At 52.3% G+C, this 22,962-nt stretch carries 24 protein-coding genes and 1 other annotated feature; of the genes, 15 read left to right on the top strand and 9 right to left on the bottom strand.

What is annotated here, in order from left to right; all coding sequences use genetic code 11:
- Nucleotides 1-24: 24 nt before the first annotated feature.
- The 5 genes from yidC to FQZ95_RS01730 form a co-directional block, all read right to left on the bottom strand.
- Complete coding sequence (gene yidC / locus FQZ95_RS01750) at nt 25-1,671, bottom strand: membrane protein insertase YidC (RefSeq protein ID WP_000378258.1); 1,647 nt, start codon at nt 1,669-1,671, stop codon at nt 25-27.
- Between the two features lie 2 nt (nt 1,672-1,673).
- The gene (yidD, locus tag FQZ95_RS01745) at nt 1,674-1,931 is read right to left on the bottom strand and encodes a membrane protein insertion efficiency factor YidD (protein ID WP_001307474.1); all 258 of its coding nucleotides are present in this window, start codon (nt 1,929-1,931) and stop codon (nt 1,674-1,676) included.
- Nucleotides 1,895-2,254, bottom strand: coding sequence for a ribonuclease P protein component (rnpA, locus tag FQZ95_RS01740; RefSeq protein WP_000239730.1), 360 nt, complete (start codon nt 2,252-2,254; stop codon nt 1,895-1,897). Before rnpA ends, yidD begins: the two co-directional genes overlap by 37 nt.
- A gap of 16 nt (nt 2,255-2,270) precedes the next feature.
- Nucleotides 2,271-2,411, bottom strand: a complete 141-nt coding sequence (rpmH, locus tag FQZ95_RS01735; protein WP_000831330.1) for a 50S ribosomal protein L34 — start codon at nt 2,409-2,411, stop codon at nt 2,271-2,273.
- Nucleotides 2,412-2,640: 229 nt separating this feature from the next.
- Nucleotides 2,641-2,721, bottom strand: coding sequence for a hypothetical protein (locus FQZ95_RS01730; protein WP_122134670.1), 81 nt, complete (start codon nt 2,719-2,721; stop codon nt 2,641-2,643).
- Between the two features lie 296 nt (nt 2,722-3,017).
- On the opposite strand from FQZ95_RS01730, the gene dnaA reads away from it, so the two are divergent.
- The 6 genes from dnaA (at nt 3,018) to yidA (ending at nt 10,608) form a co-directional block, all read left to right on the top strand.
- On the top strand, nt 3,018-4,421 hold the full coding sequence (gene dnaA, locus FQZ95_RS01725; RefSeq protein ID WP_000059102.1) for a chromosomal replication initiator protein DnaA: 1,404 nt from the start codon (nt 3,018-3,020) through the stop codon (nt 4,419-4,421).
- 4 nt (nt 4,422-4,425) lie between these two features.
- Nucleotides 4,426-5,526 carry a DNA polymerase III subunit beta gene (gene dnaN / locus FQZ95_RS01720; protein ID WP_000673464.1) on the top strand — a complete coding sequence of 367 codons (1,101 nt, stop codon included), beginning with the start codon at nt 4,426-4,428 and terminating at the stop codon, nt 5,524-5,526.
- Entirely contained in the window at nt 5,526-6,599 is a 1,074-nt protein-coding gene (gene recF, locus FQZ95_RS01715) for a DNA replication/repair protein RecF (protein ID WP_000060098.1), read from the top strand. The genes dnaN and recF overlap by 1 nt, the downstream gene beginning before the upstream one ends.
- 28 nt (nt 6,600-6,627) lie before the next feature.
- Entirely contained in the window at nt 6,628-9,042 is a 2,415-nt protein-coding gene (gene gyrB, locus FQZ95_RS01710; protein WP_001353554.1) for a DNA topoisomerase (ATP-hydrolyzing) subunit B, read from the top strand.
- 240 nt (nt 9,043-9,282) lie between these two features.
- Nucleotides 9,283-9,681: a YidB family protein gene (locus tag FQZ95_RS01705; RefSeq protein WP_001355061.1), complete on the top strand. Its 399-nt coding sequence runs from the start codon at nt 9,283-9,285 to the stop codon at nt 9,679-9,681.
- Nucleotides 9,682-9,795: 114 nt separating this feature from the next.
- The gene (gene yidA / locus FQZ95_RS01700) at nt 9,796-10,608 is read left to right on the top strand and encodes a sugar-phosphatase (RefSeq protein WP_001604232.1); all 813 of its coding nucleotides are present in this window, start codon (nt 9,796-9,798) and stop codon (nt 10,606-10,608) included.
- A gap of 43 nt (nt 10,609-10,651) precedes the next feature.
- Here yidA and FQZ95_RS01695 read toward each other — a convergent pair whose 3' ends face one another.
- The gene (locus FQZ95_RS01695) at nt 10,652-11,308 is read right to left on the bottom strand and encodes a hypothetical protein (RefSeq protein WP_160529811.1); all 657 of its coding nucleotides are present in this window, start codon (nt 11,306-11,308) and stop codon (nt 10,652-10,654) included.
- 277 nt (nt 11,309-11,585) lie between these two features.
- On the opposite strand from FQZ95_RS01695, the gene dgoR reads away from it, so the two are divergent.
- The 5 genes from dgoR (at nt 11,586) to FQZ95_RS01670 (ending at nt 16,308) form a co-directional block, all read left to right on the top strand.
- Complete coding sequence (gene dgoR, locus FQZ95_RS01690; protein ID WP_000174305.1) at nt 11,586-12,275, top strand: D-galactonate utilization transcriptional regulator DgoR; 690 nt, start codon at nt 11,586-11,588, stop codon at nt 12,273-12,275.
- A complete protein-coding gene (gene dgoK / locus FQZ95_RS01685) occupies nt 12,272-13,150 on the top strand; it encodes a 2-dehydro-3-deoxygalactonokinase (protein WP_032185518.1) in 879 nt (292 codons plus the stop codon). Before dgoR ends, dgoK begins: the two co-directional genes overlap by 4 nt.
- On the top strand, nt 13,134-13,751 hold the full coding sequence (gene dgoA / locus FQZ95_RS01680) for a 2-dehydro-3-deoxy-6-phosphogalactonate aldolase (RefSeq protein ID WP_001198710.1): 618 nt from the start codon (nt 13,134-13,136) through the stop codon (nt 13,749-13,751). The genes dgoK and dgoA overlap by 17 nt, the downstream gene beginning before the upstream one ends.
- Nucleotides 13,748-14,896, top strand: coding sequence for a galactonate dehydratase (gene dgoD, locus FQZ95_RS01675; protein WP_000705257.1), 1,149 nt, complete (start codon nt 13,748-13,750; stop codon nt 14,894-14,896). Before dgoA ends, dgoD begins: the two co-directional genes overlap by 4 nt.
- Before the next feature lie 74 nt (nt 14,897-14,970).
- Nucleotides 14,971-16,308: an MFS transporter gene (locus FQZ95_RS01670; protein ID WP_160529810.1), complete on the top strand. Its 1,338-nt coding sequence runs from the start codon at nt 14,971-14,973 to the stop codon at nt 16,306-16,308.
- On the opposite strand, the gene cbrA is transcribed toward FQZ95_RS01670, so the two are convergent.
- Complete coding sequence (gene cbrA, locus FQZ95_RS01665) at nt 16,269-17,369, bottom strand: colicin M resistance lipid reductase CbrA (protein WP_105277607.1); 1,101 nt, start codon at nt 17,367-17,369, stop codon at nt 16,269-16,271. The genes FQZ95_RS01670 and cbrA overlap by 40 nt on opposite strands.
- 100 nt (nt 17,370-17,469) lie before the next feature.
- Here cbrA and FQZ95_RS01660 point away from each other — a divergent pair, with 100 nt between their 5' ends.
- The gene (locus FQZ95_RS01660; RefSeq protein WP_202384083.1) at nt 17,470-18,684 is read left to right on the top strand and encodes a DUF3748 domain-containing protein; all 1,215 of its coding nucleotides are present in this window, start codon (nt 17,470-17,472) and stop codon (nt 18,682-18,684) included.
- 1 nt (nt 18,685) lies between these two features.
- Here the strand turns inward: FQZ95_RS01660 and FQZ95_RS01655 are convergent, their stop codons facing one another.
- Nucleotides 18,686-19,018: a YceK/YidQ family lipoprotein gene (locus tag FQZ95_RS01655; RefSeq protein ID WP_160529808.1), complete on the bottom strand. Its 333-nt coding sequence runs from the start codon at nt 19,016-19,018 to the stop codon at nt 18,686-18,688.
- A gap of 239 nt (nt 19,019-19,257) precedes the next feature.
- Nucleotides 19,258-19,330 (top strand) — a sequence feature (ROSE (Repression Of Heat Shock gene Expression) occurs in the 5'-region of heat shock genes and acts as an RNA thermometer to modulate expression.).
- Between FQZ95_RS01655 and ibpA the strand changes: the two genes are divergently transcribed.
- The 3 genes from ibpA to FQZ95_RS01640 all read left to right on the top strand — a co-directional run bounded on the left by ibpA (nt 19,324) and on the right by FQZ95_RS01640 (nt 22,134).
- Complete coding sequence (gene ibpA, locus FQZ95_RS01650; protein WP_001243437.1) at nt 19,324-19,737, top strand: small heat shock chaperone IbpA; 414 nt, start codon at nt 19,324-19,326, stop codon at nt 19,735-19,737. (Overlaps the previous feature by 7 nt.)
- Before the next feature lie 111 nt (nt 19,738-19,848).
- Entirely contained in the window at nt 19,849-20,277 is a 429-nt protein-coding gene (ibpB, locus tag FQZ95_RS01645) for a small heat shock chaperone IbpB (RefSeq protein WP_001243431.1), read from the top strand.
- 195 nt (nt 20,278-20,472) lie between these two features.
- A complete protein-coding gene (locus FQZ95_RS01640) occupies nt 20,473-22,134 on the top strand; it encodes a putative transporter (RefSeq protein ID WP_001279752.1) in 1,662 nt (553 codons plus the stop codon).
- On the opposite strand, the gene FQZ95_RS01635 is transcribed toward FQZ95_RS01640, so the two are convergent.
- Nucleotides 22,131-22,847, bottom strand: a complete 717-nt coding sequence (locus FQZ95_RS01635) for a GntR family transcriptional regulator (protein WP_001300779.1) — start codon at nt 22,845-22,847, stop codon at nt 22,131-22,133. The genes FQZ95_RS01640 and FQZ95_RS01635 overlap by 4 nt on opposite strands.
- Nucleotides 22,848-22,962 lie beyond the last annotated feature (115 nt).

Below are 22,962 nucleotides of genomic sequence, written 5' to 3'. Positions count from 1 at the left end.
TTATTTTAGCGAAAACTCACCGAATCAGGATTTTTTCTTCTCGCGGCTATGCAGGCCACGTTTCTCCAGACCACGGTAAATCAGCTGCTGCTGGATAATGGTAACCAGGTTGCTGACGATATAGTACAGCACCAGACCTGATGGGAACCACAGGAAGAACACGGTGAAGATGACCGGCATAAAGGTCATGATCTTCTGCTGCATCGGGTCGGTCACAGTGGTCGGCGACATCTTCTGAATGAAGAACATCGTTACGCCCATCAGGATCGGCAGGATGTAGTACGGGTCCTGTGCTGACAGGTCGTGGATCCACAGTGCAAACGGTGCCTGACGCAGTTCAACGGAACCCATCAGCATGTAGTACAACGCCAGGAAGATTGGCATCTGGATCAGCAGCGGGAAGCAGCCGCCCAGCGGGTTAACCTTCTCAGCTTTGTACAGCGCCATCATTTCCTGGCTGATACGCTGTTTGTCATCGCCCAGACGCTCACGCATCGCCTGAATCTTCGGCTGCAGCATACGCATCTTCGCCATGGAGGTGTACTGCGCTTTGGTCAGCGGGTACATGATGCCACGAACGATAAAGGTGATGATGATAATGGAGAAGCCCCAGTTACCCACAAAGCTATGGATCCATTTCAGCAGTTTGAACAGCGGCTGAGAGATGAACCACAACCAACCGTAATCAACGGTCAGATCCAGGTGCGGAGCAACTGCTGCCATTTTGTCCTGAATTTCCGGGCCAACCCACAGGGTGCTGTTCATTGCGCCAGTCTGACCAGGCTGAACCAGTACCGGCTGAGATTTATAGCCGATAGCGGCGATGCCGTTACCCAGATTAGCGGTGTAGAAGTTGTTGGTACCGTCGTTATGCGGGATCCACGCAGTCGCGAAATACTGTTGCAGCATCGCCACCCAACCACCTTTCGAAGAGATGTTCAGGTTTTCGTTATCGGCAATGGTATCGAACTTATATTTCTCGTACTTCTCGTCAGGCGTGGAGTACGCCGCGCCACGGAAGGTGTGCAGTGCGAAGTTGCTGCTTCCGGTGTCGAGATGCGGTGGCAGTGTAATGGATTGCTTCAACTGACCAAAGGTGGAGATCTCCAGCGGTTTCTCGCCAGCGTTCTGCACGTTGTAGTTGACGTTGACAGCGTAATCACCACGTTTCAGGACAAACGTTTTGGTAAACGTGTTGCCTGCCGCGTCGGTATACGTCATCGGCACCTGCAGTTCATTTTGACCTTCAGCCAGCACATAAGCGTCTTTTTCAACGTTATACAGCGGACGCGGGCCGTTAGCCGGATTATCCGGGCCATCACGACCGGTCAGACCGCTCTGTGCCTGATAAATAAACTGCGGTGAAGTTTCCAGCAGCTGGAACGGCTGGGTAGAGTTCAGCTCTTTCGGGTAAGCAGGCAGCAGAGCTTGCTCAACATCACCACCACGGGTGTTGATGGTCAGATCAAGCACGTCGGTCTTAACCGAGATCAGTTTCCCCTGGCCACTGGCCGGTACGCCCTGGTCGGCGGCGCTACCCGCTGCGGTGGTCGTTGTCTGCGTGGTCTGTTGGGCCTGAGGTTGCGGGTTTTTATCCTGCTCCCAGGCTTGCCAGATCATGAAAGACACGAACAGCAAAGCGATGACTAAAAGATTGCGTTGCGAATCCATCGTTAGTGTTCTCTGGTATCAAATGGTCCGGGCGGGACGGGATCGTCACCACCAGGGTGTAAAGGGTGGCATTTTAATACGCGTTTCACCGTCAACCAACTGCCTTTTATCACTCCAAACCTGCGCAATGCCTCAATTCCGTAGCTTGAACAGGTTGGAGTGAAACGACAATGCGGCCCGAGTAGCGGACTAATCAGGCGTTGATAGACCCGAATGAGGGCTATCAGGACCCGCGAGCCAGGCGACAGTGGCGGCGCCATAATTTTTCCAACGCTTCCGAGAGAGCACGGTTATCGAGGTCGGCAACCCCTTTTTTCGCCACCACCACGAAATCCATAGCCGGGAGTTCATGTTGGCGCAGACGGAAGCTTTCACGCGTCAGACGTTTAATCCGATTGCGTTCATGGGCGCGTCGAACGTTTTTCTTGGCGACTGTAAGACCGATACGGGGATGCCCCAGCGAATTCAGGCGGCCGAGAATGGTAATTTGCGGCGTGCCAGCCCGTTGTGGCTGCTGGAAGACGAATGTGAATTGACTGGGAGTTAACAAGCGTAACTCCCTGGGAAATGCGAGCTTAACCACTCAGGGGTTAGCTTTATTACTTAGAAACGGTCAGACGAGCGCGGCCTTTAGCACGACGACGTGCCAGAACCTGACGACCATTTTTAGTAGCCATACGAGCACGGAAGCCGTGAGAACGGTTGCGCTTCAGTACAGACGGTTGAAAAGTGCGTTTCATGGCGATTTCTACCTAAACTTGAATAAATTCAATGGCTTTATTGGATATCCGCCGAAAAATGAAACGATGGACACCGAAGCCATGGGTGATTAAAGAGGCCGGATTGTAATAATTGTACACTCCGGAGTCAATTCTCTTTCCTTATTTACCGCGCTTTTCCGCACCTTTTCGCAGGGAAAACGTACGGCCTCACACCAGTGAAAACCAGCATGGCGCGCCGGGTGGAGGATTATACGGGCTGACGGGTAAAGCGCAAGGATCGTCCTGGATCTTTATTAGATCGATTAAGCCAATTTTTGTCTATGGTCATTAAATTTTCCAATATGCGGCGTAAATCGTGCTCGCCTCGCGGCAGGATCGTTTACACTTAGCGAGTTCTGGATCATCCTGTGGATAAATCGGGAAAATCTGTGAGAAACAGAAGATCTCTTGCGCAGTTTAGGCTATGATCCGCGGTCCCGATCGTTTAGCAGGATCTTGATCGGGCATATAACCGCAGACAGCGGTTCGTGCGTCACCCTCAAGCAGGGTCTTTTCGACGTACGTCAACAATCATGAATGTTTCAGCCTTAGTCATTATCGACTTTTGTTCGAGTGGAGTCCGCCGTGTCACTTTCGCTTTGGCAGCAGTGTCTTGCCCGATTGCAGGATGAGTTACCAGCCACAGAATTCAGTATGTGGATACGCCCATTGCAGGCGGAACTGAGCGATAACACGCTGGCCCTGTACGCGCCAAACCGTTTTGTCCTCGATTGGGTACGGGACAAGTACCTTAATAATATCAATGGACTGCTAACCAGTTTCTGCGGAGCGGATGCCCCACAGCTGCGTTTTGAAGTCGGCACCAAACCGGTGACACAAACGCCACAAGCGGCAGTGACGAGCAACGTCGCGGCCCCAGCACAGGTGGCGCATGCGCAGCCGCAACGTGTTGCGCCTTCTACGCGTTCCGGTTGGGATAACGTCCCGGCTCCGGCAGAACCGACCTATCGTTCTAACGTAAACGTCAAACACACGTTTGATAACTTCGTTGAAGGTAAATCTAACCAACTGGCGCGCGCGGCGGCTCGTCAGGTGGCTGATAACCCTGGCGGTGCCTATAACCCGTTGTTCCTTTATGGCGGCACGGGTCTGGGTAAAACTCACCTGCTGCATGCGGTGGGTAACGGCATTATGGCGCGTAAGCCGAATGCCAAAGTGGTTTATATGCACTCCGAGCGCTTTGTTCAGGATATGGTTAAAGCCCTGCAAAACAACGCGATCGAAGAGTTTAAACGCTACTACCGTTCCGTAGATGCACTACTGATCGACGATATTCAGTTTTTTGCTAATAAAGAACGATCTCAGGAAGAGTTTTTCCACACCTTCAACGCCCTGCTGGAAGGTAACCAGCAGATCATTCTCACCTCGGATCGCTATCCGAAAGAGATCAACGGCGTTGAGGATCGTCTGAAATCCCGCTTCGGTTGGGGACTGACTGTGGCGATCGAACCGCCAGAGTTAGAAACCCGCGTGGCGATCCTGATGAAAAAGGCCGACGAAAACGACATTCGTTTGCCGGGCGAAGTGGCGTTCTTTATCGCCAAGCGTCTACGCTCTAACGTACGTGAGCTGGAAGGGGCGTTGAACCGCGTCATTGCTAACGCCAACTTTACCGGACGGGCGATCACCATCGACTTCGTGCGTGAGGCGCTGCGCGACTTGCTGGCATTGCAGGAAAAACTGGTCACCATCGACAATATTCAGAAGACGGTGGCAGAGTACTACAAGATCAAAGTTGCGGATCTCCTTTCCAAGCGTCGATCCCGCTCGGTGGCGCGTCCGCGCCAGATGGCGATGGCGCTGGCGAAAGAGTTGACTAACCACAGTCTGCCCGAGATTGGCGATGCGTTTGGTGGTCGTGACCACACAACGGTGCTTCATGCTTGCCGGAAGATCGAGCAGTTGCGTGAAGAGAGCCACGATATCAAAGAAGATTTTTCAAATTTAATCAGAACATTGTCATCGTAAACCTATGAAATTTACCGTAGAACGTGAGCATTTATTAAAACCGCTACAACAGGTGAGCGGTCCGTTAGGTGGTCGTCCTACGCTACCGATTCTCGGTAATCTGCTGTTACAGGTTGCTGACGGTACGTTGTCGCTGACCGGTACCGATCTCGAGATGGAAATGGTGGCACGTGTTGCGCTGGTTCAGCCGCACGAACCAGGGGCGACGACCGTTCCGGCGCGCAAATTCTTTGATATCTGCCGTGGTCTGCCTGAAGGCGCGGAAATTGCCGTGCAACTGGAAGGTGAGCGGATGCTGGTGCGTTCCGGGCGTAGCCGTTTTTCGCTTTCCACCCTGCCAGCAGCAGATTTCCCGAACCTCGATGACTGGCAGAGCGAAGTCGAATTTACCCTGCCGCAGGCGACGATGAAGCGTCTGATTGAAGCGACTCAGTTTTCGATGGCGCATCAGGATGTTCGCTATTACTTAAACGGTATGCTGTTCGAAACCGAAGGTGAAGAACTGCGTACCGTGGCGACCGACGGTCACCGTCTGGCGGTCTGTTCCATGCCAATTGGTCAGTCTTTGCCAAGCCATTCGGTGATCGTGCCGCGTAAAGGTGTGATTGAACTGATGCGTATGCTCGACGGCGGCGACAATCCGCTGCGCGTGCAGATTGGCAGCAACAACATTCGCGCCCACGTTGGCGACTTTATCTTCACCTCCAAACTGGTGGATGGTCGCTTCCCGGATTATCGCCGCGTTCTGCCGAAGAACCCGGACAAACATCTGGAAGCAGGCTGCGATCTGCTCAAGCAGGCGTTTGCCCGTGCAGCGATCCTCTCCAACGAGAAATTCCGCGGCGTGCGTCTGTATGTCAGCGAAAATCAGCTGAAAATCACCGCCAATAACCCGGAACAGGAAGAAGCGGAAGAGATCCTCGACGTTACCTATAGCGGTGCGGAGATGGAAATTGGCTTCAACGTCAGCTATGTACTGGATGTTCTGAACGCGCTGAAATGCGAAAACGTGCGCATGATGCTGACCGATTCGGTTTCCAGTGTGCAGATTGAAGATGCCGCATCACAGTCGGCTGCCTATGTTGTCATGCCAATGAGACTGTAATGTCCCTCACCCGCTTGTTGATCCGCGATTTCCGCAACATTGAAACCGCGGATCTCGCTTTATCTCCCGGCTTTAACTTTCTGGTTGGTGCCAACGGCAGTGGCAAAACCAGCGTGCTGGAAGCCATCTATACGCTCGGCCACGGTCGGGCGTTTCGCAGTTTGCAGATTGGTCGTGTTATTCGCCACGAGCAGGAGGCGTTTATTCTCCATGGGCGTTTACAGGGCGAAGAGCGCGAGACGGCGATTGGCCTAACCAAAGATAAACAGGGCGACAGCAAAGTCCGCATCGACGGTACTGACGGGCATAAGGTCGCCGAGCTGGCGCACCTGATGCCGATGCAACTGATAACGCCAGAAGGGTTTACTTTACTCAACGGCGGCCCCAAATACAGAAGAGCTTTCCTCGACTGGGGATGCTTTCACAACGAACCCGGATTTTTCACCGCCTGGAGCAATCTCAAGCGATTACTCAAGCAGCGCAATGCGGCACTGCGCCAGGTGACTCGTTATGAACAGCTACGCCCGTGGGACAAAGAACTGATCCCGCTGGCAGAACAAATCAGTACCTGGCGCGCCGAGTACAGCGCCGGTATCGCCGCTGATATGGCCGATACCTGTAAGCAATTTCTCCCGGAGTTTACTCTGACTTTCTCTTTTCAGCGCGGCTGGGAGAAAGAGACAGAATATGCTGAGGTGCTGGAACGTAATTTTGAACGCGATCGCCAGTTAACCTACACCGCGCATGGCCCGCATAAAGCGGACTTACGCATTCGCGCCGACGGTGCGCCGGTGGAAGATACCTTATCGCGTGGGCAGCTTAAGCTGTTGATGTGCGCCTTACGTCTGGCGCAAGGAGAGTTCCTCACCCGTGAAAGCGGGCGGCGGTGTCTCTACCTGATAGATGATTTTGCCTCTGAGCTTGATGATGAGCGTCGCGGACTGCTTGCCAGCCGCTTAAAAGCGACGCAATCACAGGTCTTTGTCAGCGCGATCAGTGCTGAACACGTTATAGACATGTCGGACGAAAATTCGAAGATGTTTACCGTGGAAAAGGGTAAAATAACGGATTAACCCAAGAATAAATGAGCGAGAAACGTTGATGTCGAATTCTTATGACTCCTCCAGTATCAAAGTCCTGAAAGGGCTGGATGCGGTGCGTAAGCGCCCGGGTATGTATATCGGCGACACGGATGACGGCACCGGTCTGCACCACATGGTATTCGAGGTGGTAGATAACGCTATCGACGAAGCGCTCGCGGGTCACTGTAAAGAAATTATCGTCACCATTCACGCCGATAACTCTGTCTCTGTACAGGATGACGGGCGCGGCATTCCGACCGGTATTCACCCGGAAGAGGGCGTATCGGCGGCGGAAGTGATCATGACCGTCCTGCACGCAGGCGGTAAATTTGACGATAACTCCTATAAAGTGTCCGGCGGTCTGCACGGCGTTGGTGTTTCGGTAGTAAACGCCCTGTCGCAAAAACTGGAGCTGGTTATCCAGCGCGAGGGTAAAATTCACCGTCAGATCTACGAACACGGTGTACCGCAGGCTCCGCTGGCGGTTACCGGCGAGACTGAAAAAACCGGCACCATGGTGCGTTTCTGGCCAAGCCTCGAAACCTTCACCAATGTGACCGAATTCGAATATGACATTCTGGCGAAACGCCTGCGTGAGTTGTCGTTCCTCAACTCTGGCGTTTCCATTCGTCTGCGCGACAAGCGCGACGGCAAAGAAGACCACTTCCACTATGAAGGCGGTATCAAGGCGTTCGTTGAATATCTGAACAAAAACAAAACGCCGATCCACCCGAACATTTTCTACTTCTCCACCGAAAAAGACGGTATCGGTGTTGAAGTTGCATTGCAGTGGAATGATGGCTTCCAGGAAAACATCTACTGCTTTACCAACAACATTCCGCAGCGTGATGGCGGTACACACCTGGCAGGCTTCCGTGCGGCGATGACCCGTACTCTGAACGCCTACATGGATAAAGAAGGCTACAGCAAAAAAGCCAAAGTCAGCGCCACCGGTGACGATGCGCGTGAAGGCCTGATTGCCGTCGTTTCCGTAAAAGTGCCGGACCCGAAATTCTCCTCTCAGACCAAAGACAAACTGGTTTCTTCTGAGGTGAAATCGGCGGTTGAACAGCAGATGAACGAACTGCTGGCAGAATACCTGCTGGAAAACCCAACCGACGCGAAAATCGTAGTCGGCAAAATTATCGATGCTGCTCGTGCCCGTGAAGCTGCGCGTCGCGCTCGTGAAATGACCCGTCGTAAAGGTGCGCTGGATTTAGCGGGCCTGCCGGGTAAACTGGCGGACTGTCAGGAACGCGACCCGGCGCTCTCTGAACTGTACCTTGTGGAAGGGGACTCCGCGGGCGGCTCTGCGAAGCAGGGGCGTAACCGCAAGAACCAGGCGATTCTGCCGCTGAAGGGTAAAATCCTCAACGTCGAGAAAGCGCGCTTCGATAAGATGCTCTCTTCCCAGGAAGTGGCGACGCTGATCACCGCGCTTGGTTGTGGTATCGGTCGTGACGAGTACAACCCGGACAAACTGCGTTACCACAGCATCATCATCATGACCGATGCGGACGTCGACGGCTCGCACATTCGTACGCTGCTGTTGACCTTCTTCTATCGTCAGATGCCGGAAATCGTTGAACGCGGTCACGTCTACATCGCTCAGCCGCCGCTGTACAAAGTGAAGAAAGGCAAGCAGGAACAGTACATTAAAGACGACGAAGCGATGGATCAATACCAGATCTCTATCGCGCTGGATGGTGCAACGCTGCACACCAACGCCAGTGCACCGGCATTGGCTGGCGAAGCGTTAGAGAAACTGGTGTCTGAGTACAACGCGACGCAGAAAATGATCAACCGCATGGAGCGTCGTTATCCGAAAGCAATGCTGAAAGAGCTTATCTATCAGCCGACGCTGACGGAAGCCGACCTCTCTGATGAGCAGACCGTTACCCGTTGGGTGAACGCGCTGGTCAGCGAACTGAACGACAAAGAACAGCACGGCAGCCAGTGGAAGTTTGATGTCCACACCAATGCTGATCAAAACCTGTTTGAACCGATTGTTCGCGTGCGTACCCACGGTGTGGATACTGACTATCCGCTGGATCACGAGTTTATCACCGGTGGCGAATATCGTCGTATCTGCACGCTGGGTGAGAAACTGCGTGGCCTTCTGGAAGAAGATGCGTTTATCGAACGTGGCGAGCGTCGTCAGCCGGTAGCCAGCTTCGAGCAGGCGCTGGACTGGCTGGTGAAAGAGTCCCGTCGCGGCCTCTCCATCCAGCGTTATAAAGGTCTGGGCGAGATGAACCCGGAACAGCTGTGGGAAACCACCATGGACCCGGAAAGCCGTCGTATGCTGCGCGTTACCGTTAAAGATGCGATTGCTGCCGATCAGTTGTTCACCACGCTGATGGGCGACGCCGTTGAACCGCGTCGTGCGTTTATCGAAGAGAATGCCCTGAAAGCGGCGAATATCGATATTTAATGGCGTTAACAATGCGAGCGTGCATGATGCACTACGCTTATCAGGCCTACGAGACTCCTGCAATATTTTGAATTTGCATGATTTTGTAGGCCGGATCAGACGTTAACGCCGCATTCGGCAAGAATGCTATAAGAAAAGGGCGGAGATCATCTCCGCCCTTTTTATTTCTGCAATCCGTAATTATCATTCCGCAGATCTATACTTTTTGAGTCAACACGTAACGCTTTACAGGTGATTATCATGGGGCTTTTTGATGATGTTGTCGGCGCCTTTCTGAAAGGCGATGCGGGGAAATATCAGGCTATTTTGAGTTGGGTTGAGGAACAGGGCGGCATTCAGGTGCTGTTGGAAAAACTGCAAAGTGGCGGCTTAGGTGCCATTCTCTCAACCTGGTTGAGTAATCAACAGGGCAATCAGCCGGTGAGTGGCGAGCAACTGGAGTCGGCGCTCGGCACAAATGCGGTGTCCGATCTCGGGCAAAAACTGGGTGTAGATACCAGTACGGCTTCCAGCTTGCTGGCAGAGCAACTGCCAAAGATTATTGATGCTCTCTCACCGCAGGGTGAAGTGTCTTCGCAAGCCAATAACGATCTGCTTTCCGCAGGCATGGAACTGCTGAAAGGGAAACTCTTCCGCTAAGCAAAAGGGGAGCATGCAACGCGCGTTGCATCCCCCTTTTCCCTCAGGTGTTGTACTGATTTTTGAGCGGAATCGCGTTAGCATGGGTCAGGAACCAATCTACCTGGGGAACTCATGGCTATCAAACTCATTGCTATCGATATGGATGGCACCCTTCTGCTGCCCGATCACACCATTTCACCCGCTGTTAAAAACGCGATTGCCGCAGCTCGCGCCCGTGGCGTGAATGTCGTGCTAACGACGGGTCGCCCTTATGCAGGTGTTCACAACTACCTAAAAGAGCTGCATATGGAACAGCCGGGCGACTACTGCATTACTTATAACGGCGCGCTGGTACAGAAGGCCGCCGATGGTAGCACCGTGGCGCAAACCGCTCTCAGCTATGACGACTACCGTTTCCTGGAAAAACTCTCTCGCGAAGTCGGTTCTCATTTCCACGCCCTGGACCGCACCACGCTGTACACCGCCAACCGGGATATCAGCCCTTACACCGTGCATGAGTCGTTTGTGGCGACGATCCCGCTGGTGTTCTGCGAAGCGGAGAAAATGGACCCCAATACCCAGTTCCTGAAAGTGATGATGATTGATGAACCCGCCATCCTCGACCAGGCTATCGCGCGTATTCCGCAGGAAGTGAAAGAGAAATATACCGTGCTGAAAAGTGCGCCGTACTTCCTCGAAATCCTCGATAAACGCGTTAACAAAGGTACAGGTGTGAAATCACTGGCCGATGTGCTGGGCATTAAGCCGGAAGAAATCATGGCGATTGGCGATCAGGAAAACGACATCGCAATGATTGAATATGCAGGTGTTGGTGTGGCAATGGATAACGCTATTCCTTCGGTGAAAGAAGTGGCGAACTTTGTCACCAAATCCAACCTGGAAGATGGCGTGGCGTTTGCTATTGAGAAGTATGTGCTGAATTAATCAGTGGGAGGGCAAACTGCATAAATGCGTTTGCCCGCAGCGATTAACAATTTCTGGTCGTGCATAAAATCAGGAACTGGAGTGGTGACGTTACTATATCCAGCGTAAGAGTGACTGGTAGCAGCGCATTAGCGAGGCCGCGCGGAACGCCATCAGTTGCTTTGTACTTATAAAATCCCACCGTAAAGGGTTGATGGAAAACCATCACGTTTGAGTAATACGCTTTTTTATTTTTCTGGTGGATAGAGCCTTTCAGGCCGTCAAGTGCCCAGGTACAACGCTGGGTATTACAAATAAAACCATATTGTGTCGCCAGTGCTTTATCTTCCTCATTATCCCAGTCGTAATAGAGCGTTATTGAACCAGAAAAATTAGTATCACTGCTGCTTAAAATAAATTTCGCGTTATCGGAAACGGTGATTCTTTCGCCATGAATTGCCGGATCGTTCAGCATTTTAACCACCTCGCCGCCGCCCGTGGTCAACAGATAGTCCAACGATTCACCAACAAAAACATAGCCTTTCGTACCGTTACTATCCTCTGCCAGCGATAACCCCTTAATCGAGTCTGACCGCCATTGCTCGGCATGTGGCGGACTTGCGGTATTGAAAAGCAGTCCTGCGGTTAGACATCCGGTCAACGCAAATGCCAAAGAACACAAACCGGCAGCCTTAAAAAATCCCTTAAAATTCAACTTCATGACTAATCCTTTAAACGAGTAGCTAAGCCGTTGAAAGCATACTCTTCTTTCCCTCCTGTTTAGCGCCTGATATCCCTTTTCAGATTTCTGCCCGACGCATGTCATTTTTTTATGCATTGTTCTTTTTGTGATCTAAATTGTAGTACAACAATATAACTTTGTACTACATTACGCATACAGCAAACGCGAACGTCATCACGCTGGTACTACAAAATTGCCGCGTTATGCATCGATCGGGGTAAAGTAGAGAAGTACATACAGAGCACAAGGACTCTCCATGACTCTCAATAAAACCGATCGCATAGTCATTACGCTGGGTAAACAGATCGTTCACGGCAAATACGTGCCAGGCTCGCCGCTTCCGGCCGAAGCGGAACTTTGTGAGGAGTTTGCAACCTCGCGCAACATCATCCGTGAGGTGTTTCGTTCGCTGATGGCGAAGCGGCTGATTGAAATGAAACGTTATCGCGGGGCGTTTGTGGCACCGCGTAATCAGTGGAATTACCTCGACACTGACGTGCTGCAATGGGTGCTGGAAAACGACTACGACCCACGGCTTATCAGTGCAATGAGCGAAGTGCGAAATCTGGTGGAACCGGCGATTGCCCGTTGGGCGGCAGAGCGCGCGACTTCCAGCGATCTGGCGCAGATTGAATCAGCGCTGAACGAGATGATCGCCAACAATCAGGACCGCGAAGCGTTTAACGAAGCGGATATTCGCTATCACGAGGCGGTACTGCAATCAGTGCATAACCCGGTGTTACAGCAACTTAGCATTGCGATTAGTTCATTACAGCGGGCGGTTTTTGAACGAACCTGGATGGGCGATGAGGCCAACATGCCGCAAACGCTCCAGGAACATAAGGCGCTGTTTGATGCGATACGGCATCAGGACGGCGATGCGGCAGAGCAGGCGGCGCTTACCATGATCGCCAGCTCGACACGAAGGTTAAAGGAAATCACATGACAGCTCGCTACATCGCAATTGACTGGGGATCGACCAATCTGCGCGCCTGGCTTTATCAGGGCGACCACTGCCTGGACAGCAGGCAATCAGAAGCAGGCGTCACGCGTCTGAACGGAAAATCTCCGGCTGCGGTGCTAGCGGAAGTGACGACCGACTGGCGTGAAGAGAATACGCCAGTGGTGATGGCAGGAATGGTCGGCAGCAATGTCGGCTGGAAAGTTGCACCGTATTTATCTGTTCCTGCCCGTTTTTCATCTATTGGCGAACAATTAACGTCTGTTGGCGACAATATCTGGATTATTCCCGGATTATGCGTTTCTCATGATGATAACCACAATGTGATGCGCGGCGAAGAAACACAATTGATCGGCGCGCGTGCTTTGGCTCCTTCCTCTCTTTATGTCATGCCCGGTACGCATTGCAAATGGGTGCAGGCCGATAGCCAGCAAATCAACGATTTTCGCACCGTGATGACCGGTGAATTACATCATTTACTGTTAAATCATTCATTGATTGGCGCAGGTTTACCACCGCAGGAAAACTCTGCCGATGCCTTCGCGGCTGGCCTTGAGCGCGGCCTTAATGCGCCCGCAATATTGCCGCAACTTTTTGAAGTTCGTGCCTCGCATGTGCTGGGAACACTTCCCCGTGTACAGGTCAGCGAATTTCTCTCTGGATTGTTGATTGGCGCAGAGGTCGCCAGTATGCGCGACTACGTGGCCCATCAACACGCCATCACCCTTGTCGCCGGAACATCGCTGACTGCACGCTACCAGCAAGCCTTTCAGGCGATGGGTTGCGAGGTGACGGCGGTGGCGGGCGACACGGCATTTCAGGCTGGTATAAGGAGCATCGCTCATGCAGTGGCAAACTAAACTCCCGCTGATCGCCATTTTGCGCGGTATTACGCCCGACGAGGCGCTGGCGCATGTTGGCGCGGTGATTGACGCTGGGTTCGACGCGGTTGAAATCCCGCTGAATTCCCCACAATGGGAACAAAGCATTCCCGCCATCGTTGATGCGTATGGCGACAAGGCGTTGATTGGCGCAGGTACGGTACTGAAACCTGAACAGGTCGATGCGCTCGCCAGGATGGGCTGCCAGCTCATCGTTACGCCCAATATCCATAGTGAAGTGATCCGCCGCGCGGTGGGCTATGGCATGACCGTTTGCCCCGGCTGCGCGACGGCGACTGAAGCCTTTACCGCGATCGACGCGGGCGCTCAGGCGCTGAAAATATTCCCGTCATCGGCTTTTGGGCCGCAATACATCAAAGCGTTAAAAGCGGTATTACCGCAGGACATCCCGGTCTTTGCCGTAGGCGGTGTGACGCCAGAAAACCTGGCGCAGTGGATAGACGCAGGTTGTGCAGGGGCGGGCTTAGGCAGCGATCTCTATCGCGCCGGGCAGTCCGTAGAACGCACCGCGCAGCAGGCAGCAGCATTTGTTAAGGCGTATCGAGAGGCAGTGCAATGAAAATCACCAACATTACTACGTATCGTTTACCTCCCCGCTGGATGTTCCTGAAAATTGAAACTGATGAAGGCGTGGTCGGTTGGGGCGAGCCCGTGATCGAAGGCCGCGCCCGCACGGTGGAAGCGGCAGTTCACGAGCTGGGTGACTATTTGATTGGTCAGGATCCATCGCGCATCAATGACTTATGGCAAGTGATGTATCGCGCCGGATTTTATCGTGGCGGTCCGATTCTGATGAGCGCCATTGCCGGGATCGACCAGGCGTTATGGGATATCAAAGGTAAAGTGCTGAATGCGCCGGTCTGGCAATTGATGGGTGGCCTGGTTCGCGACAAAATTAAAGCCTACAGTTGGGTCGGTGGCGATCGTCCGGCGGATGTTATCGACGGCATTAAAACGCTACGCGAAATCGGCTTCGATACCTTCAAACTGAACGGTTGTGAAGAGCTGGGATTGATTGATAACTCCCGCGCGGTAGATGCGGCGGTCAACACCGTGGCACAAATTCGTGAAGCTTTTGGCAATCAGATTGAGTTTGGTCTTGATTTCCACGGTCGCGTCAGCGCGCCGATGGCGAAAGTGCTGATTAAAGAACTGGAACCGTATCGCCCTCTGTTTATTGAAGAGCCGGTGCTGGCGGAACAAGCCGAATACTACCCGAAACTGGCGGCACAAACGCATATTCCACTGGCGGCGGGTGAGCGCATGTTCTCACGCTTCGATTTTAAACGCGTGCTGGAAGCTGGCGGTATTTCGATTCTGCAACCGGATCTCTCCCACGCAGGCGGTATTACCGAATGCTACAAAATTGCCGGAATGGCGGAAGCCTATGACGTGACCCTTGCGCCGCACTGTCCGCTCGGCCCGATTGCACTGGCGGCTTGCCTGCATATCGACTTTGTTTCCTATAACGCGGTACTTCAGGAACAAAGTATGGGCATTCATTACAACAAAGGCGCGGAGTTACTCGACTTTGTGAAAAATAAAGAAGACTTCAGCATGGTCGGCGGCTTCTTTAAACCATTAACGAAACCGGGCTTAGGCGTGGAAATCGACGAAGCCAAAGTCATTGAGTTCAGTAAAAATGCCCCGGACTGGCGTAATCCGCTCTGGCGTCATGAAGATAACAGCGTAGCAGAGTGGTAATTCCTGCCACGTAAGCCCCTCATCGGGCACTAAAACAGCAATACAAAAATATAACCCTCTGTACATTACAGGGCATGGTGAGCGGCTTCGCTATGCCCAAAATCTGGAGAAAGCTCGCTATGGATATTCCCGTTAATGCAGCAAAACCGGGGCGTCGGCGTTATCTGACGCTGGTGATGATCTTTATTACGGTGGTCATTTGTTATGTTGACCGCGCTAACCTGGCCGTGGCTTCCGCCCATATTCAGGAAGAGTTCGGCATTACCAAAGCGCAAATGGGCTATGTATTTTCGGCCTTCGCCTGGCTTTATACCTTATGTCAGATCCCCGGCGGTTGGTTTTTAGATCGCGTAGGTTCTCGCGTGACTTATTTTATTGCGATATTTGGCTGGTCAGTGGCGACGTTATTCCAGGGCTTTGCCACGGGCTTAATGTCATTAATTGGTCTGCGCGCGATAACCGGTATTTTCGAAGCGCCCGCGTTCCCGACCAATAACCGGATGGTGACCAGCTGGTTCCCGGAACATGAACGCGCTTCTGCCGTGGGTTTTTATACGTCTGGTCAGTTTGTCGGTCTGGCGTTTCTGACTCCGCTGCTGATCTGGATTCAGGAAATGTTGAGCTGGCACTGGGTGTTCATTGTCACCGGCGGTATCGGCATTATCTGGTCGCTGATTTGGTTTAAGGTTTATCAGCCGCCGCGCCTGACCAAAGGCATTAGCAAAGCTGAACTGGATTACATTCGTGACGGCGGCGGTCTGGTGGATGGCGATGCGCCAGTGAAAAAAGAGGCGCGTCAGCCGCTAACCGCCAAAGACTGGAAACTGGTGTTCCATCGTAAACTGATCGGCGTCTATCTTGGGCAATTTGCGGTGGCTTCTACACTGTGGTTCTTCTTAACCTGGTTCCCGAACTATTTAACCCAGGAAAAAGGAATCACAGCGCTGAAAGCGGGCTTTATGACCACGGTGCCATTCCTTGCGGCGTTTGTTGGCGTCCTGCTCTCAGGCTGGGTCGCGGATCTGCTGGTACGTAAGGGCTTTTCACTGGGCTTTGCGCGTAAAACGCCGATTATCTGCGGTTTGCTGATCTCCACCTGCATTATGGGTGCTAACTACACCAACGATCCGATGATGATTATGTGCCTGATGGCGCAGGCATTCTTCGGCAACGGTTTTGCTTCGATTACCTGGTCGTTAGTCTCTTCTCTGGCACCGATGCGGCTGATTGGTTTAACCGGCGGCGTGTTTAACTTCGCCGGTGGTCTGGGCGGCATCACCGTTCCGCTGGTGGTAGGGTACCTGGCGCAGGGTTACGGTTTCGCGCCTGCACTGGTTTATATCTCCGCCGTCGCGTTGATTGGCGCGCTCTCTTACATCCTGCTGGTGGGCGATGTGAAGCGCGTTGGATAATCTTTCAACTGTGGAATATGCGCCACACCACTGCGCATAATCCATTTTCTTAAAGCCGGTGCGGTCAGGCATCGGCTTTTTACTATTTTGCCGAAGAGTTTTAAACGCAGTTTGCGGGTGGCGCGCCAGTAGGCGGCGTTGCTCTTCTCCGGTTGCTTGAGTAACACCGAACGCAGAATCTCTGCGCTATCCAGCGCATAGCTAATCCCCTCCAGTGAGCTGGCGCTGATAAATCCCGCCGCTTCACCAATCAGAAAGGCATTGTCCTTACCGCAGACAAAATCCTGCCAGCGTGAGGGAAACAACACGGTACATTTCTCACTTTTCACCGCTTTGCCAAACTGGAACTGAAAGGCGCTCATTTTCTCTTTCAGCGTCGTGAAACGCGTCTGACCGTCTTTCATTGGATAGGCACCGCCAAAGATAAAATAACCGTCTTTGCTGATACTCCATGAGTAACAGTCAGTTATCGCATTATCAAAGATGCAGGAGTAGAACGGCACCGGATGTTTCTCTGCGAACCACTGCTGGATAGCGACATATTTACGAATTTGATGGTTCGGGTAGAGATGTCGCCGCACCATCGAGTTGGCACCATCGGCACCGACCAGATAGCGGGCGGTAATGTGTTGCTCCCAGCCGTCTGCGCGAAAAATGACATGCCATTTATCATCCTCATGCCAGATTTTCCGGCACAGGCTGTCGTGGTAAACCTCAACGCTGGCGGGGATCAGCGATTTCATCCATAAGTCGAAAGCATGGCGATTAATATTGATATAGCTTCGCTGGTAGTTACGTGTAAGCGATGCGGCTACGTCGACGGTTTTGACGCTGAAAATCTGCGGATTGGCGATCACATCGACAGGAAGCGTCAGTCCATCGCGAATAAAAGATCGCTGAGCGTCCGGTGCCAGCAGACCGCCGCAAGGCTTGTTGAAACCTTCAGTACCGCACTGGTGCTTTTTATCCAGCGCGATGACCTGCATTTTGCCTGCTAACTTTCGCGCCAACGCCGACCCTGCCGGGCCGAGGCCAATAATCGCCACGTCGAAATGTTCCATCTTTTCACTCACATTCATCACGATGGCAAAAGACTATTGTCTGAAAGTGAAGTCCTTGTGAAGTATGATGGCGGGAACCGTTTTGTATCAGGACCGCGCCATGAAACAGATAACCTTTGCTCCCCGTAATCACCTGCTCACCAATACCAATACCTGGACGCCCGACAGCCAGTGGCTGGTATTTGACGTGCGTCCTTCTGGGGCGTCGTTTACCGGCGAAACTATTGAACGTGTGAATATTCATACCGGTGAGGTCGAGGTTATCTACCGTGCGTCACAGGGCGCACACGTCGGCGTGGTGACCGTTCATCCGAAGTCAGAGAAATATGTCTTTATTCACGGCCCTGAAAATCCTGATGAAACATGGCATTACGATTTCCATCATCGACGCGGAGTGATTGCTGAAAGCGGCAAGGTGAGCAATCTCGATGCGATGGATATTACCGCGCCGTATACGCCAGGAGCGCTGCGCGGCGGCAGCCATGTACATGTCTTTAGCCCGAACGGTGAAAGGGTGAGCTTTACCTATAACGACCATGTAATGCATGAACGCGATCCGGCGCTGGATTTGCGAAACGTCGGTGTTGCGGTACCGTTTGGCCCGGTCAACGTACAAAAGCAGCATCCGCGTGAATACAGCGGCAGCCACTGGTGCGTGTTGGTGAGTAACACCACGCCCACGCCGCAGCCTGGCAGTGATGAAATCAATCGTGCTTATGAAGAAGGATGGGTAGGAAACCACGCGCTGGCGTTTATTGGCGACACATTTTCGCCAAAGGGCGAGAAAGTGCCGGAGCTGTTTATCGTTGAGTTACCGCAAGATGAAGCTGGCTGGAAAGCAGCAGGTGATGCGCCGTTAAGCGGAACGGAATCGACCCTGCCTGCGCCACCGCGTGGCGTCGTGCAGCGACGTTTAACTTTTACCCATCATCGGGCTTATCCGGGATTAGTCAACGTTCCGCGCCACTGGGTGCGCTGTAATCCGCAGGGGACGCAAATCGCGTTTTTAATGCGTGATGATAACGGCATTGTGCAACTGTGGCTTATCTCACCACAGGGCGGCGAGCCGCGACAGTTAACTCATAACAAAACGGATATTCAGTCTGCATTTAACTGGCACCCTTCCGGGGAATGGCTGGGCTTTGTGCTGGATAATCGAATTGCTTGCGTCCATGCGCAAAGCGGCGAGGTTGAGTATTTAACCGAAAACCACGCCAATCCCCCTTCTGCGGACGCTGTGGTCTTCTCGCCGGATGGTCAATGGTTGGCGTGGATGGAAGGTGGCCAGCTGTGGATCACCGAAACTGATCGCTAAATCAGTTATCAGGCATTCTGGCCGGTGGAATAACCGCATTGGTGGCTTGCGCGTTGGCTTCGCTTTTTTCAACGCGTGAGCGCACCGAGCTGTCTTTGCGGAACACATCCCACGGCAGTAAAAGCGTATCCATCACAGCGGTAAACGGCATATCGAGGATCGCCAACGACTTAGTGCCCCAGTTGGTTTCATCGTCGCCAATCATGGTGGCGCTGGCGCGGGTGCCGGGATACGTTCCTTCTTTTCCCCCGGTATGGGACATCACGCTGGAGCATCCTCCGAGTAATGTCATTCCGCTGCATATCATTAACGCTAACAACACATTTCTTATCATAATAAATTCATCTGTTGATCGTGGGTGTTGGCCTGATGAGTTATAGCGATCCCTTGCTGAAAATAACATCATCATTACGTCGCACTGTGGCGGCTATCGCACTTTAACGTTTCGTGCTGCCCCCTCAGTCTATGCAATAGACCATAAACTGCAAAAAAAAGTCCGCTGATAAGGCTTGAAAAGTTCATTTCCAGACCCATTTTTACATCGTAGCCGATGAGGACGCGCCTGATGGGTGTTCTGGCTACCTGACCTGTCCATTGTGGAAGGTCTTACATTCTCGCTGATTTCAGGAGCTATTGATTATGCGTAACTTTGATTTATCCCCGCTTTACCGTTCTGCTATTGGATTTGACCGTTTGTTTAACCACTTAGAAAACAACCAGAGCCAGAGTAATGGCGGCTACCCTCCGTATAACGTTGAACTGGTAGACGAAAACCATTACCGCATTGCTATCGCTGTGGCTGGTTTTGCTGAGAGCGAACTGGAAATTACCGCCCAGGATAATCTTCTGGTGGTGAAAGGTGCTCACGCCGACGAACAAAAAGAGCGCACCTATCTGTACCAGGGCATCGCTGAACGCAACTTTGAACGTAAATTCCAGTTAGCTGAGAACATTCATGTTCGTGGCGCTAACCTGGTGAATGGTCTGCTGTATATCGATCTCGAACGTGTGATTCCGGAAGCGAAAAAACCGCGCCGTATCGAAATCAACTGATTCCCTAAGGCCGCCTGGCGCGGCCTGATATCTCCATGCTCGCCGTCAGGGAGCATATGCGAATCTTCGGATTTGCAGGTATTTACTCGCTTCTTAGAAGGAGAAATGACTATGCGTAACTTCGATTTATCCCCACTGATGCGTCAATGGATCGGTTTTGACAAACTGGCCAACGCACTGCAAAACGCCGGTGAAAGCCAGAGCTTCCCGCCGTACAACATTGAGAAAAGCGACGATAACCACTACCGCATTACCCTTGCGCTGGCAGGTTTTCGTCAGGAAGATTTAGAGATTCAACTGGAAGGTACGCGCCTGAGCGTAAAAGGCACGCCGGAGCAGCCAAAAGAAGAGAAGAAATGGCTGCATCAAGGGCTTATGAATCAGCCATTTAGCCTGAGCTTTACGCTGGCTGAAAATATGGAAGTCTCTGGCGCAACCTTCGTAAACGGTTTACTGCATATTGATTTAATTCGTAATGAGCCTGAACCCATCGCAGCGCAGCGTATCGCTATCAGCGAACGTCCCGCGTTAAATAGCTAACTAGCTATTCTCTTTGCCCCACCATTCTGGTGGGGCTTTTTTTGTCTTTCTTACTCAACAAAGCGTTAAATTTCGCCTGTTTAAGATATTTCGGCACGTTCTTTCCCGTGATAATGTGCGCTATAAGGCAAATCTGCTTCACCGATTCAGCCATAATCCGTAGCAATTAAAATGTTATCTCAAGAGAAATGGACGATGAGTGATATAGCATTAACGGTCAGTATTCTGGCTTTGGTGGCAGTCGTCGGTTTGTTTATCGGCAACGTCAAATTTCGCGGCATAGGATTAGGTATTGGCGGCGTGCTGTTTGGTGGGATCATCGTCGGCCATTTTGTTTCTCAGGCGGGGATGACATTAAGTAGCGATATGCTGCATGTTATTCAGGAATTTGGCCTGATCCTGTTCGTTTATACCATCGGGATTCAGGTGGGTCCGGGCTTCTTTGCCTCATTGCGCGTCTCCGGATTACGCCTCAACCTGTTTGCTGTTCTGATCGTCATCATCGGTGGTCTGGTTACCGCCATCCTGCATAAACTGTTTGATATTCCACTGCCGGTCGTGCTGGGGATTTTCTCCGGTGCGGTAACCAATACGCCAGCACTGGGGGCAGGGCAGCAGATCTTGCGCGACCTGGGTACACCAATGGAAATGGTCGATCAGATGGGGATGAGCTATGCGATGGCGTATCCATTTGGCATTTGCGGGATCTTGTTCACCATGTGGATGTTGCGGGTTATTTTCCGCGTCAATGTCGAGACAGAAGCTCAGCAGCACGAGTCTTCACGCACCAATGGCGGTGCGCTGATCAAGACTATCAATATTCGCGTTGAGAACCCTAACCTGCATGACTTAGCCATTAAAGATGTACCGATTCTCAACGGGGACAAAATTATCTGTTCGCGTCTGAAACGAGAAGAAACCCTAAAAGTACCTTCGCCTGATACCATTATCCAACTGGGCGATTTGCTGCATTTGGTGGGGCAGCCAGCGGATTTACATAATGCGCAACTGGTGATTGGTCAGGAGGTCGATACCTCGCTGTCCACGAAAGGCACTGATTTACGCGTCGAGCGTGTGGTGGTCACCAATGAAAACGTGCTTGGTAAGCGTATTCGCGATCTGCACTTTAAAGAACGCTATGACGTTGTTATCTCGCGTCTGAACCGTGCCGGGGTCGAACTGGTCGCCAGTGGTGATATCAGCCTGCAGTTCGGCGATATCCTCAACCTGGTGGGGCGTCCGTCCGCAATTGATGCCGTTGCCAATGTGCTGGGGAATGCGCAGCAGAAACTGCAACAGGTTCAGATGCTGCCGGTGTTTATTGGTATCGGGCTTGGCGTATTGTTAGGTTCTATTCCCGTCTTTGTGCCGGGATTCCCGGCGGCGTTGAAACTGGGACTGGCGGGCGGCCCGCTGATTATGGCGTTGATCCTCGGGCGTATCGGCAGTATCGGTAAGCTGTACTGGTTTATGCCGCCAAGCGCCAACCTCGCGCTGCGGGAGCTGGGGATCGTACTGTTCCTCTCGGTAGTGGGGCTGAAATCCGGTGGGGATTTTGTAAATACCCTGGTCAATGGCGAAGGGCTAAGCTGGATTGGATATGGTGCCCTGATCACCGCCGTTCCGCTGATTACTGTTGGTATTCTGGCGCGGATGTTAGCCAAAATGAATTACCTGACCATGTGCGGAATGCTGGCTGGCTCCATGACCGATCCTCCGGCGCTGGCATTTGCTAATAATCTTCATCCAACCAGCGGTGCGGCGGCACTCTCTTATGCCACTGTCTATCCGTTGGTGATGTTCCTGCGCATTATCACCCCACAATTACTGGCGGTGCTCTTTTGGAGTATCGGTTAACTCTTTTCCGGGTGGAGTCGCCGTAAATGGTACTCCACCTGGTATTCACTGGCATTTCTGAACATCACTGAATAATTCAAAAACTCACCGCTCTCACTATATGACAACGAGGTGATCCGCAGCAGTGGTGTGTGTTCCGCTACCTTCATTTGCCGCGCCAGCAGTCTATCGGCGAGAACCGGCGTCAGGCTTTCATAATTACCGCCAATAAGAATCCCGCACTCTTGTTCAATATATTCAAACTTCGACCCTTCCAGATGTTGCAGCGAAAGGTTGCGGAATAGTTTTACCGGCATATAGCTATCTTCCAGCATCAGCGGTTTCCCTTCCACAAAACGAACGCGACGGGAGAAGTAGATCTGCTCGTTGATTTGAATCCGTAATTGGCTGGCAATGGCCGGAGGCGCAGGCATGATTTCAAATATTAGCACCTGGCTGGTGACTGTTTTCCCCTGGCGTTTTAACACCTCCACCAGCCCGGTCAGGCTGGCAGTTTGATGCAGTACATCTTTGCGCACCAGATAAGTACCGCTGCCGTGGCGGCGGACCACCAACCCCCACGCCACCAGCAGGTCAATGGCTTTACGGATGGTCATCCGTGATACCGCAAATTCTTCCGCCAGCTTTTTTTCACCGGGAAGAAGACTGTTTAGCGTGAAATCCGCGGAGTTAAGTCGAATTCTTAACCGCTCCGCAATGCTTTTGTAGATCATCTCTAGATCTCTTTTTTGCCTGCAAGCCCGGGTAAAGCGCCCACAAATTTCGATTAATCCGTTGAAAAAGCATCTTTTTTTTAGTGATGTGTTTGATGCTGTGTACCCGTGTTCA

This window comes from Escherichia sp. HH41S, assembly GCF_009820115.1.
Classification (GTDB): domain Bacteria; phylum Pseudomonadota; class Gammaproteobacteria; order Enterobacterales; family Enterobacteriaceae; genus Escherichia; species Escherichia coli_F.
The sequence above is the reverse complement of the archived record's forward strand: the minus strand, read 5'-3'. Positions and strand labels throughout refer to the sequence as shown.